Source organism: Cytobacillus pseudoceanisediminis, assembly GCF_023516215.1.
Taxonomy (GTDB): domain Bacteria; phylum Bacillota; class Bacilli; order Bacillales; family Cytobacillaceae; genus Cytobacillus; species Cytobacillus pseudoceanisediminis.
Window position 1 is genome coordinate 173184 of the sequence record NZ_CP097350.1, and the last position, 13184, is coordinate 186367.

10 protein-coding genes and 1 pseudogene are annotated in these 13184 nt (G+C 35.8%); 10 read left to right on the forward strand and 1 reads right to left on the reverse strand.

The features are described 5' to 3' along the window. Positions 1 to 32 precede the first annotated feature (32 nt). The 4 genes from M5V91_RS29330 (at position 33) to hutH (ending at position 4391) form a co-directional block, all read left to right on the forward strand. Complete coding sequence (locus M5V91_RS29330; protein WP_009336038.1) at positions 33 to 1055, forward strand: ABC transporter ATP-binding protein; 1023 nt, start codon at positions 33 to 35, stop codon at positions 1053 to 1055. A gap of 120 nt (positions 1056 to 1175) precedes the next feature. After that, entirely contained in the window at positions 1176 to 2162 is a 987-nt protein-coding gene (locus M5V91_RS29335) for an ABC transporter ATP-binding protein (protein WP_009336039.1), read from the forward strand. A gap of 68 nt (positions 2163 to 2230) precedes the next feature. Further along, positions 2231 to 2683 (forward strand): histidine utilization transcription antiterminator HutP, encoded by a 453-nt coding sequence (gene hutP, locus M5V91_RS29340; protein ID WP_009336040.1) that lies wholly within the window; start codon positions 2231 to 2233, stop codon positions 2681 to 2683. Positions 2684 to 2861: 178 nt separating this feature from the next. After that, the gene (gene hutH / locus M5V91_RS29345) at positions 2862 to 4391 is read left to right on the forward strand and encodes a histidine ammonia-lyase (protein WP_009336041.1); all 1530 of its coding nucleotides are present in this window, start codon (positions 2862 to 2864) and stop codon (positions 4389 to 4391) included. Positions 4392 to 4662: 271 nt separating this feature from the next. Here the strand turns inward: hutH and M5V91_RS29350 are convergent, their stop codons facing one another. Then, entirely contained in the window at positions 4663 to 5538 is an 876-nt protein-coding gene (locus tag M5V91_RS29350; RefSeq protein ID WP_009336042.1) for a LysR family transcriptional regulator, read from the reverse strand. Between the two features lie 313 nt (positions 5539 to 5851). On the opposite strand from M5V91_RS29350, the gene M5V91_RS29355 reads away from it, so the two are divergent. From M5V91_RS29355 to M5V91_RS29380, 6 genes and pseudogenes are all read left to right on the forward strand, one after another. Further along, positions 5852 to 6820, forward strand: coding sequence for a pyridoxal-phosphate dependent enzyme (locus M5V91_RS29355; RefSeq protein WP_232292561.1), 969 nt, complete (start codon positions 5852 to 5854; stop codon positions 6818 to 6820). A gap of 87 nt (positions 6821 to 6907) precedes the next feature. Then, a pseudogene (locus tag M5V91_RS29360) lies at positions 6908 to 8157 on the forward strand (dicarboxylate/amino acid:cation symporter). A gap of 979 nt (positions 8158 to 9136) precedes the next feature. Next, positions 9137 to 10543, forward strand: coding sequence for a fused MFS/spermidine synthase (locus tag M5V91_RS29365; RefSeq protein WP_009336045.1), 1407 nt, complete (start codon positions 9137 to 9139; stop codon positions 10541 to 10543). Positions 10544 to 10884: 341 nt separating this feature from the next. Next, positions 10885 to 11340: an SRPBCC family protein gene (locus M5V91_RS29370; RefSeq protein ID WP_009336046.1), complete on the forward strand. Its 456-nt coding sequence runs from the start codon at positions 10885 to 10887 to the stop codon at positions 11338 to 11340. A 535-nt stretch (positions 11341 to 11875) separates the two neighbouring features. After that, positions 11876 to 12358: a hypothetical protein gene (locus M5V91_RS29375; protein ID WP_009336047.1), complete on the forward strand. Its 483-nt coding sequence runs from the start codon at positions 11876 to 11878 to the stop codon at positions 12356 to 12358. Positions 12359 to 12485: 127 nt separating this feature from the next. Then, the gene (locus tag M5V91_RS29380) at positions 12486 to 13169 is read left to right on the forward strand and encodes a hypothetical protein (RefSeq protein WP_009336048.1); all 684 of its coding nucleotides are present in this window, start codon (positions 12486 to 12488) and stop codon (positions 13167 to 13169) included. Positions 13170 to 13184: the final 15 nt, after the last annotated feature.

A 13184-nucleotide genomic window follows, 5' to 3' on the forward strand; every position in this document is an offset into this window, starting at 1 on the left:
TTTTAACTTTCATCAAAGTAAGGAGGATAAAAATGAACAAACTTCTAGAAGTAAAAGATCTTCACGTTCAATTTCACTCTAATAACCGGCATATCCAAGCGGTCCGCGGGGTTTCTTTTCATATCAATAAAGGGGAAGTTCTTGCTATCGTCGGGGAATCGGGATGCGGGAAATCAGTTACTGCAAAAAGTATTATGAAATTGCTGCCTGAGAAAACTTGCACCATCCCCAAGGGATCCATATTGTTTAACGGGAAAGAAATAACCACAATGAAGAAAAAACAGCTATCTAAGATTCGTGGGGCAAAGATAGGAATGGTATTTCAGGATCCGATGACTTCATTAAATCCGACAATGAAGGTTGGCGATCAAATTGCTGAGGGTCTTATTATTCATAAGGGCTATAATAAAAAGTTAGCAAAGGAACAAACAATTGAAATTATAAAGCTAGTAGGAATACCGAACCCTGTACATTGCTTTTCAAAATATCCTCATCAACTTAGCGGTGGAATGAGGCAGCGAATTGTCATAGCTATGGCGCTGATTTGCAAACCTGATCTTTTAATTGCAGACGAACCCACAACAGCTTTAGATGTCACCATTCAATCTCAAATTCTAGATCTATTAAAAGATCTACAGCAAAAAATGGGCATGGCGATTATTCTTATTACACATGATTTAGGGGTAGTGGCAAGATTTTCGGATCGAGTCAATATTATGTATGCTGGAAAAATAGTCGAAAGTGGTACAAAAAATGAAATCTTTTACAAACCTAAGCACCCCTACACTCTTGGATTATTAGAGTCTGTACCTAAACTTGATCACAACCGAACCCAAAAGTTAACGGCCATCGACGGTACTCCACCGGACCTTTCAGAGCCTCCAAAGGGCTGCGCCTTTTCTCCGCGATGTCCTTTTGCAATGGAAGTTTGTGATGAACATAATCCGGATAAAACAGTACTTTCACGCACACATCATCTAAATTGCTGGTTAATGGATCCGCGAGCCCCCAAAACTGCATCTAACAAAGCAGCACCTATAGCGGCTAATGAATAAGAAACCGTACATTCACTAAATTTCGATAAATATGTATTTTTCCTAATCAATGAAAGCCTATTAGCCTTGCCGATGCAGAGATTATCTATTATCTCGACTTAGAAATGAAGGGAGCACTTGATGGAAAAAATCCTGGAAGTAAAAAACCTAACAAAACAATTTCAAATAGGGAAAGGATTAGAGTTAAAAGCGGTTGATGATATTTCGTTTGATATTTATGAAGGAGAAACACTTGGATTGGTAGGCGAATCCGGATGTGGTAAATCAACACTTGGAAGGACCATCATTCGTTTATATCAGGCAACATCAGGTAACGTAGTTTATAAAGGAAAAGATGTGCATATGTTATCTAATAACGATAAAAAAGACTTTCACAAAAATATGCAAATGATATTTCAAGACCCATACGCTTCCTTAAACCCGCGGATGACGGTTGCAGATATTATAGCAGAAGGCCTCGATATTCATCGTATTAAAAAAGGTGAGGCAAGAAAAGAGGAAGTGTATCAATTACTTGAAACTGTAGGTTTAAAGCGAGAGCATGCTAATCGTTATGCTCATGAATTTAGCGGTGGTCAGAGACAAAGGATTGGCATTGCAAGGGCATTGGCTGTAAGACCACAGTTTATCATAGCGGATGAACCTATATCAGCCCTTGATGTTTCCGTCCAGGCACAAATTGTTAATCTACTAATGGAACTCCAGAAGAAGAAGAAGCTAACGTATATTTTTATTTCACATGATTTATCGATGGTGAGATTAATCAGTAATCGCATCGGTGTGATGTATTTAGGAAATATGATGGAATTAGCACCTAGTAATAACCTCTACGAAAACCCGCTTCATCCATATACTAGTTCTCTTCTAAAAGCAATCCCGATTCCTGACCCAAATATAGAGGAATCCAAAGATCAAATGACCATTTCAGGAGATTTACCAAATCCAACCGATCCTCCCAGCGGCTGTGTTTATCGAACAAGGTGTCCATATGTAACAGAGGAGTGCTATAGGGAAAAACCCATTTTAAAACAGGTAGACGATCAACATTTTGTAGCATGCCATTTAGTGGGAATGAAATTATTAGAAAATTCAGTATTGACAAAATAATGATCTGTTAATAAGATTAATATATTCCTTTAGTCATACAATTTAACAGAATTGTGAGTGTCTGCCTAATGAACGTAAGACCTGATTCAAGAATCGGAAGAAACGCAATGCTTTTGGCTCTATTGGGCCAAGAGAAGCTAGAACCAGAGTTCATCAAGGATTTAAGATTACAAGGTTATATATATTGTCAAGGAAAGACGGGATCCATGGAAACGCAGAAGGTGGTTGCCTCTATTGAAACAGCAGCCAGGCAAAATCAAGTTATTGAAAAAGACATATACCGTGAAACGCATGCACTATATCACGCAATTATGGAAGCACTTCACGGTGTCACAAGAGGGCAAGTATTATTAGGAACTGTTTTACGAACGGTTGGATTAAGTTTCGCAGTAATTAGAGGCAAGCCATATAGTTCAGAGGAAGAAGGGGAATGGATAGCAGTGGCCCTTTATGGGACAATAGGTGCTCCGGTGAAGGGTTCTGAACATGAAGCCATTGGTTTAGGCATTAATCATATTTAATTAGTCCATAGTGATCAGTTATCAGGGGACTATATCAACAGATTTCTACGCTTAGAATCTGTTGGTATAGTCCCCTATTCTTTTAAAGAATTCTATCTATTGATGCACATTTTTTTAGTTCGCAAATTCGGAGTAGCCGTATCTTATTGAAATTAATTTTCCAAAAGGGTGGTTTGTTATGATTGAATTAACAGGAAATTCGTTAACCATGGAAAAAGCATTTAAAATTGTTTTTGAAAATGAACCTATTTATGTTCCTGATTATATTTGGGACAAAGTGAAAGTAAGCAGGAAAGCTGTTGATGATATTGTTGCAAACCAACAAGTAATATACGGAATTACAACAGGGTTCGGTAAGTTCAGTAATGTTTATATACAACAAAAGAATGTAGAGGAGCTGCAATTAAATTTAATCAGAAGCCATGCTTGCGGCACTGGCAAACCTTTTTCAGAAACTGTAACAAGAGCTATGGTCTTATTTCGCATTAATGCTTTGCTGAAAGGTTTATCTGGTATCCGAAGGAACGTTATTGAATTATTAATAAACTTATTAAATTATCAAATACATCCCATTGTACCTCAACAAGGCTCATTAGGTGCAAGCGGGGATCTTGCACCTCTTTCACATATAGCACTTGTTTTAGTTGGGGAAGGTGAAGTTGTGTACCAAGATAAAAAAATGGAGACTCTAGAGGCATTTGATAAAGTAGGGCTGCAGCCTATTTACTTAAAAGCTAAAGAAGGTCTGGCGCTTATCAATGGCACGCAAGCAATGACTGCAATGGGTGCGGTTGCTTATATTGAAGCAGAAAATCTTGCATTGCAGGCAGACTATATTTCTTCACTTACAATTGAAGGACTTCATGGGATTATCGATGCATTTGATGAGGATATACATTTAGCTAGAGGGTACAAAGAACAAATAGAGGTAGCTGCAAGAATCAGGAAGATTTTGAATGGTAGTCAGCTCGTTACAAAGCAAGGGGAGTTAAGAGTTCAAGATGCTTATTCACTGCGCTGTATCCCACAGGTCCATGGAGCAACATGGCAAGTATTGTATTATGTAAAAGAAAAATTAGAAATTGAAATGAATGCAGCCACAGATAACCCGCTTATCTTCGATAATAAAATATTATCCGGCGGAAACTTTCATGGACAGCCAATTGCCTTTGCAATGGACTTTTTATCTATTGGAATGGCAGAGCTGGCAAACATTTCAGAAAGACGTGTTGAACGATTAGTGAATCCCCAATTAAATGATCTGCCGCCTTTTCTTAGTCCTGAGCCTGGGTTACAATCTGGTGCAATGATCATGCAGTATTGTGCTGCTTCTTTAGTATCTGAAAATAAGAAATTAGCTCATCCGGCTAGTGTAGATTCAATCCCTTCTTCTGCTAATCAAGAAGATCATGTAAGCATGGGAACTATAGGTTCCCGATATGCATATAAAATTATTAATAATACAAGAAAGGTTCTATCAATTGAATATATTTGTGCTATGCAGGCAGCTGAATATAGAGGTATGTCAAAACTAGCGCCAATTACTCACCAGTTATATAAATTTGGTAGAAGTATAGTTCCATCAATTAAAAAAGACCGGATTTTTTCCAAAGATATAGAGAATATGGAAGTCAGACTAAAAGCTTTAAACTTTGAACAAAACTTTGTTATGCAGGTAGAGGATGCTGTGGCAGTAAAAAGGTTTTAGCGTTTGTCCCTCCGGCATAGGTTCTTTTCTGAAACTTAAAGAATATCTAGAGTATTAATTGAATCTGTTCTTCTTGGAAAGAATTAAAAAGCAAAGAAACTAACAAAAGGAGATCTATCTGAGAAAAATATATAAAAATTCACCCTGTAGGAATGAAGTGTTTTTCTTACAGGGATTTGATTTTTAAAAAGGATGCTCTTTAGAAAATCAATAAGGTGGTTTAACCATTATGACCTCATTAAATACTAGATTGAGCACCATCAAAAATAAATCACAAAAAAGTTGCCTTTAATACCTTTATGAGTAATTCAGAGTTCTCTATTGATTTTGTCATTTTTCTTTTCAGTAGATAGATAGACCTTTTCGGCATGGCAATTTCCGTAAGAAAAGGCACATTAATTACATTCTCTTGCTGGATTAAACGTTTAGCAACTGTATTGGGAAGAAAACCAAGTCCGGTTCGTGTTTTCAAGAACTTTAATAAAAGTGAAACATGATCAACTTGTATATGGTAAAAATCTTGATTAGAAGAAATTCCTCTAAACCACTCCGTAAATGTTCCTCCCCAATTTAAATGAATGTAATTGCAGTTCCGCAGGTCTTTGTCTAAAACGAAATTATTAGGAACAGGAAAACTCGGATCGGCAACCAGAACAAAAGAATCCTCAATAATTAGCTCCATAGTAATACTGGCATGATTAATTGGATAGAACACTATAGCGATATCGATTAATCCATCAATCATTTTTCTAATTAAAATATCAGAATGCTCCGTGACTAAAGATAATGAAATTTTAGGATGTGTTTGTTGAAAATTCTCCATGGATTCAAATAGTACGTAATCCCATAGTGCGTGTGTAGTGCCTATTATTAGATGTTCACTAAAGCTATTTTCTAATTGAACAGCCTTTATCCCTTCATTGTTTAATTCCAATATTCTCTCCGCATATGCGAGAAAAATTTTACCTGATTCTGTTAATTTGATGTTTCTCTTGTCCCTTTCAAATAAGTCTTTACCCAATTGTTTTTCAAGCATTTGAATCCTGGTTGTAACAGTTGACTGTACAACATTTAGTAATTCTGCTGTACGCGTAAAGCTTTTTGTATTGGCAACAAATATAAAGGCTTTAAGCTGTTCAATATCCATTAGAGCCCTCCTTAAATATATTCAAAAAACAAATTACTGTAATTAAAAATATTCGTTTTACAAATAAATTGTCGTCCATTAATATTATCATATATTTTAATAATTCTAAATATTTTAAATTTTAGGGAGGGGTATTGTGCATATTTGGAATAATACTGTGAAAGTTTTTGAATGCATTAAATGCAACCAGCATTTTTCACCAAATGATTACTTTACGGGTTGCCCTCTATGTTTGGAAAAACATGAACCTTCAAGTCTCAGAGTTTTGTATCAAAAAGACATACCATGGAACATAAACAAGTCAGCAAAAGGTATGTTTCGGTACGCAGAACGATTGCCCTACAAATCTTTTCCTACTCTTGGTGAAGGGGAAACGCCGATTATTAATATAAAAGGCCTTGGAAGTGAACTAGGTATACCCGAACTTTGGTTGAAAAATGAGGGACAAAATCCCACTGGATCCCATAAGGACAGGATGAGCCCACTAATAGTTGCAAGAGCTGCTTCCTTGAATCGATCAACGGTAATTGCTGCTTCTAGCGGCAACGCGGGTGCATCATTGGCAGCTTATGCAGCTGCTGGAGGATTACACTGCAAAATTGTGACAACCCCAAAAATTAATGTAGCTTGGGAAAAAGCAATTCGCCTTTATGGTGCTGAAATTATTAAAGTACAAAGTTCATTCGAAAGATGGGAAACAGTCCGAAAGATGGTGGAAGAAGGCGACTATCCAGCCACAAACTACAGCATTCCTCCGGTGGGAAGCAATATGTTTGGAGTTCAAGGATACACAACGGTGGCATATGAGATCGTTGAGCAAATGAGAGAATATCAGCCTACTGCTGTTATTATACCTTGTGCAAGAGGGGACCTGCTTTGGGGGATTTGGGAAGGATTTGTTGAATCGCTACGGCTAGGATGGATTGAATCCTTACCTCGTTTATATGCCGTGGAACCTTTTCCGCGCTTGGCTCATGTTCTTCAAGGGAGGGATTACAGAGGGAAATTTAGAGGCGATTCAAGTCTTTTACCTTCTATTGGTGGAGAAACGGTTACGTACCAATCTTTAGAAGCAATAAGATCTTCAGGAGGTGGAGCTGTAGTGGTTACCAATACTGAAGTTGAAAAGGCTCAATTGGAGTTAGCTAAAAGAGGGATTTTTGCTGAAGGGTCTGCAGCTGTAACATGGCCTGCTGTCTCAAAACTGGTCAAAGAAGGGAAAATGGACGAAAGTGACCGTGTGCTTTTGATGATTACATCACATGGCTATAAAGGAGTGTAATTTAGAAGGTTGTTAATATTATTTAAACAACCTTAATCTAAAGGGGAACAAGGGGTGAAATTAGCAACCAAAACTCTTATTGCTATTATGTTGGGAGTCCTTACTGGTTTAGGTTTAAGCATCTTTGCTCCAAATCTATACGGAATTTTAAATTCCTATATTTTTAGTCCAATCGGTGAATTGTTCATAAAAGCAATAAAAATGATTGTGATTCCTCTAGTATTTTCGGCAGTTGTATTAAGTATTACCTCAATTGGAAGTCCAAAGAAATTAGGACAGTTAGGTGGGAAAACAGTTATTTTATTTGTAGTGACTACCATGATAGCCTGCTCCATCGGAATTATTGCAGCAATCATAATTGGACCTGGTAAAAATGTCGTAATCCCTGAATCTTCATCTATATCACAAAATGAGAACCATAATGGACATGGGGCTTCAGCAACTGACACTGTAGAAATACCAACACTTAAGGACACTATTTTGAACATTATACCCAGTAATCCCTTTGAAGCTTTTACTTCCGGGGATATGCTGCAAGTCCTAACATTTTCAATTTTTTTGGCATTGGCTTAGCTCTGCTAGGGGATAGGGCAGGAACTATTAATCAGTTTATAAATCAACTTAACGAGCTCATGATGAAACTTGTCCAAATAATCATGAAAGTTATCCCTTACGCGGCTTTCTCACTTGTTGCTACTTCTATTGGCACCGCAGGATTGGAGCTGGTTGGGTCAATGGTGAAGTATCTTGTTGTCATTGCTGTTGGATTGATTGTTCATGTTGCCTTTACTTATGGATCGATGATTTCTCTTTTCACAAAAATTAAGCCGGCTCATTTCTTTCATAAAATGATACCCGCTGTAGGAACCGCCTTTGCAACAAGCAGTAGTGCTGCCACACTCCCAGTCACAAAAAGCTGCTGTGAAAATGAGCTGAAAATATCTAAAGATGTAAGTTCTTTTGTTCTCCCGCTTGGAATGACCATAAATATGAACGGTGCCTCTATGAGCCATGGAGTAGCTGCCGTTTTTGTCGCCCAGCTTAACGGGATAGAGTTAGGCCTTGCTCAATATTTAACTATAGTCTTAATTTCTTTGCTAGCTTCAATTGGGGCACCTGCGATACCCGGTGGAGGAATAGTCTCCCTGTCAATGGTATTCCTTGCAGTAGGTTTACCGATTGACGGGGTAGGCATAGCAATTATCTTGGGATTATTTAGATTAGTCGATATGGCATTAACCTCTGTAAATGTACTGGGTGATGCTGTTTGTGCAAGTATAGTTGATAAGAGTAATAGGAATTCCAGTGAAGTCATTAAGCAAAATTTTGTATCTTAATTCCCCGATGAATTGAAACCCATATATTATTTTTATACCTCAAAGGAATCGGTGATTTCTAATAATATAGGAACAACGTAAAGCTAGCCTTCAAAATTATATTATCTTGGCAATCTTGGATAATCTAAAAATATTATTTCCATCACTTCTTCCTCTTGGACATTAAATGTCCAAGAGGATTTTTGGTAAGCACTGAACAAATTTAACTAGCATTTGTTACCTAGTAGGATATGACCCCAGGGAATCAATGAGTATTACAAGCTGATTTAGAGTTTTTTATCATATGTCACTTATATTGTGATGAAACTAACTCGATAATAAAAGATTTTTTCCTTCATCTCCATACTTTCTCCAAACATATATGAAATAATATTTACTTTAATATAAAGAAGAGGAATGATGTACCAAACCTTTGGGGGAATACAGCTTAACAGAGCTTGGAAATTCCATTCTCGCTTGTTCTTCACACGATTATAACTCTGAAAGGCTTATATAAGGGATAAGCAAAACAAAGAATAAATTTCTGTTATTATTGCTGATTACCATTAGAAGTGTTTTTTCAATTTTTATAGGTGCACATGCTATTAAAAAAGCGGTCACAATGAAAAGGGCAAAGAACATTTAACGCTGGGATTTTTGCGATTTAACCTAGTTAAAAGAAGAGAAACTGATATTTTATTATCAGGCTACACAAATAAATGATACCACTGAAAACTTGAACCAGATAGAAGGTTTAAATGTGGTAAAGGAAGTAATTTAACCCTTACAGCAACAAACAACAATGGAGAGATTACTTCTATTGATCCGGAGAAGTGAACCAAACAAAAAAACTGAAATTCTTTTAGGACTTAGAAGTGTTAGAAGGCAGGCTCTTTGCGTTTTTGTCATACGAAAAGATGATGGTATGCCAGAGTTTTATTTTTTAAAACTAAAAGAATTGAATACATATGAACATTATTACGTTGGAACGGAGATCTGTATGAAGTCAAAAATCTATTTAACGTTATTTGTTGTCAGCTTTGTAATAATGGGATTGGAAATGACAGCCACAAGACTTATTGCCCCGTCATTTGGAAACACTGTTTACACATGGGGAATTATTATCTCTGTTTTCCTGATTGGTTCGAGTGCAGGATACATAGTTGGCGGGTATCTAGCTGATAAAGCAAATATTCGAGAAATCATGTTATTTATCTACCTTATTGGTATTCTTTCGATAGCTATTATTCCCTGGATTAAAACTACACTCTTTCCATTACTTGAATCGCTTTCAAGTACTCCTGGTACAACGCTAGGTGTCCTCTTGCTTTATTTAATCCCCAATTTTCTTCTCAGTATCATCGGTACTATCCTTATGAAGGATGGTTTAGGAGAATTGGCAAGCGGGAAAATGATTGGCAGCTTACATTCAGCATCAGCCATCGGAAGCGTTCTTGGAACACTTGTGACGACTTTCTGGCTAATACCATGGATTAATATTAACTCCATTATTGGGCTCCTGGCTGGACTTATATATTTAACAAGCATTTTTTATTGTGATACTAAAACAAAGAAACAAGGTTTTTTATTGATCATTCCAGCTCTGTTTATTGCCCTTCCTTTTCTTCCAGTTGGAGAGAAATCCCAAGACATTCTTTTGAAAAAGACAAGTCTTTACCATGATATTTATGTATTCGAAAAGGATTTCTATCAAGGTAAAGAAGGAAGGTTTCGCTCACTTACCTTCGGCAATGAAACAACTATTCAGGGAATGATGGATATGGAACAGCCTGATAAACTTCTCTTGGATTATTCTAAAAGCGTGTGGGAGGTTTCTAAGAAATTTGCTCCAGAGAGTAAAGAAGTCTATATGATTGGCCATGGTATAGGAACATTAACACGAAAGTTTGAAAATGCGAATAAAAATGTTCTTGTAGCGGAAATCGATGAAGAGGTATTAGAGATTAGCCGTCAATATTTTCAATACAATGGAAATAGTGTAGAGATAGGGGACGGAAGAAAAATCCTGAAAGAGCAGCAAAGTAAATTTGATCTAATCTTTTTAGACGCCTATAACAACACAACTCAAATTCCGTTTCATCTAATATCAAAAGAGTTTTTTGAGCTTACAAGTGAGAAGTTAAACAGTAAAGGTATTATAGTTATTAATGCAATTGGTGAACAGAAAGGAGATTTGTTGATTGAATCGATGAATAGCACATTAAAATCAGTTTATCCCTATGTTTACATCTATGGAATGGATGATGGTAAAGGAATTCAGAACATGACGATTGTTGGAAGTAAACATCCGATTGAGGATAAAAAAATAAAGGGACACAACCTTATCAAGGTAGGAAAAGGGAAAGTGATTTTAGATGGAGACACTAAATTAATTAACCTAAATTAATTATTTTATAATTATTTATTGAGATCCAGTCATAAACCAAGAAAATTAAACTTAGTCGCCTATATATAGCCGCAAGCTTATATGGTTTGCACCTTTTCCTGAATTTACTCCGATACATGCTCTCTAACTAATAGGCAATTAGGTGATGTATGTTGTGACAGTATGTTTATTATTTTTATGAATTTTCAACAGAAACTGTATAGGTGCTATTACTTAATATTATTGTAAGAAATTATGAAGGAGAGTACTTAAACAATAGGGAAGGTTTCTTAATAAGAATAGTTAATATCGACTCCAACGAATTATAATATGTTATTAAGTGTTTGTAAAAGGAGATATCTATGCCTGTTATTGATCATCAACAATTTATTAAAGCACCGATAGAAATATGTTTTAACCTTGCAAGAAACGTCCATATTCATACTCAAACGACCTCTAATACAATGGAAAGAGCTATTGATGGAGTGACAGAAGGGTTATTAGAACAAGGCGATACCGTTACCTGGGAAGCCATTCACTATGGAATAAAACAAAGGCTAACAGCCAAAGTGACATTAATGGAAAAACCTTATAAGTTTGTAGATGTTATGGTGAGAGGAGCTTTCCATTCCTTTGTTCATACCCATCAATTTATTGAAGATACTGGCGGAACTATAATGATTGATATATTCCAGTATAAATCACCCTTTGGTCCAATTGGCATTGTAGTGGATAAGTTATTTTTGGAGAAATATATGACGGCATTTATTATTTCGCGAGCAAAGGCACTTAAAAAGATTGCAGAAAATATGGATTAACCTTCATCAACAAAAAGGTGTTTATGTTCAAGATCAGCTGCTAATCAGGCAGCTTTTTTCCTTTTCAACTTAAGGGCCAGGATGCCTACATTTCCAGAAGAAAACGACTTTCTTTCGCTATTCTAATCGGATAATGGTATTTGATTCTACTTTAAAAGGCTTACCTTTATTATAATGAAGCAACCTACAGATTCTCCAATGGAGAGGAAGCTTTTATTGTTAAGCTCTCTCCTTCCTTTGGTGAAGTTAAAATACAGGTAACTCAGCGTAGTTCAAATAGATTGATAAACTTATGAATCTAAAACGAGTCGAAAACTTTGAAAGTAAGGCAGATAAAAAAGATCGTGTTAGTGTGCTATTAACAGTAGTTAATGAGGATTCTCAACAAACTATTGAAATGATTTTAAGCCATATTTTAAACAGATTATTAAAGAACATTTAACTCGGTAACAAGAAATCTTAATTAAGCTTAACGGGTGGAAGAGTTGAAAAAAGTGTTGCCATTCCAGGCAGCACTTTTCTTAATGAACAAACGGTGCAGGTTTGTTGGATAAAGAATGAAAAACTTGGGATATTAACTGGGAAATCTAAAAATGGGGTGAATTTTATTTTTAAACAATACTTAATCATATTGGGTATTTTATTATTTGCTTTTGCTCATTTACAAACGGTTACAGCAGAATCTGTTCCAAATGCAGAAGATATCTATATTACAACAGAAGATATTGTTTCAGACCTTGTGTTTCCCATTATCGATAAAAGAATAATTAGAGAGTATGGTGGCGATTCTCTTTTTGACTGGCAATGGCAAAGAATCATCGGTATAAATTACAATGATAATCATTCTTATGATGTTACCGTAAGAATTCTTATTCCTTCAAAAAATAATGATAATGATACAGAAGATATAGTTAAGGTTAGAATATCCCCATCCTGTAACAGTGGAAAGCTGAATAAGTTGAAATGTAATCACGATTTTAAGATTGAGATATTAGATTACAAACATTTGTCAAAATAAGTAATGACCATAACAAACAGGTGCTTATGTACATGCTGCTATTCAGGCAATTTTTTCTTTTTAAACTAAAGGGGCAGTAGCTGAATAAAGTAAAGGGCTAGGAAACACTAAAAAAGAGGTGATGCCTATGAAGATCTATATTGGATTAATTTTGTCAGTTGTTCTTATAATTCAACCTACCATTGTAGGAGGAGAGATTGAAGGGTATGAAATTGTTAGCAGGAACGACAAAGAAAATATAACCCTTTATGCTAAGAAAATGAATGGATTATTTAGGGACTTCAAAATTAATTTCAAAGGGGGATTATACTCTAGACCTTTTTGGATTAGCGAAACAAACCCTACCTATGCTCCACAGATTATATACGAGGACATCAACAAAGACCAAAAGAAAGAATTAATCATAATCTTGACAAAGGGTTATGGAACGGGTGTCTTATGGGAAGATGTTTATGTTTTTCACGCACTAAATAATAGTGGTTTAAACGTAAATGAAGTGATTGTTGAAAATCCTTTAGTTATTATTCATAAGCACGTGAAAACAAAGTTAACTGTAAAAGATGCCAAGGTCATTATCGGTGACAAAGAATGTACAGTTGATATAACCGCTTTAGAAATAAAACCCGAAAACCTGTTTGATGATGTTGGTTTTGGTAGTATTGTCGACTATGAAGTTAGAAACAATCACCTGATTGTAAGTGTCGCTGGACAAATATCTCCTTCCAGCTTTGTTGGAAATATTGTAATTGTTTATGAATATCGAGATAAAATGTTTCAAGCAAAATCCATTGAATTTCAACCATGTAAATAAACATGTACTTAAATA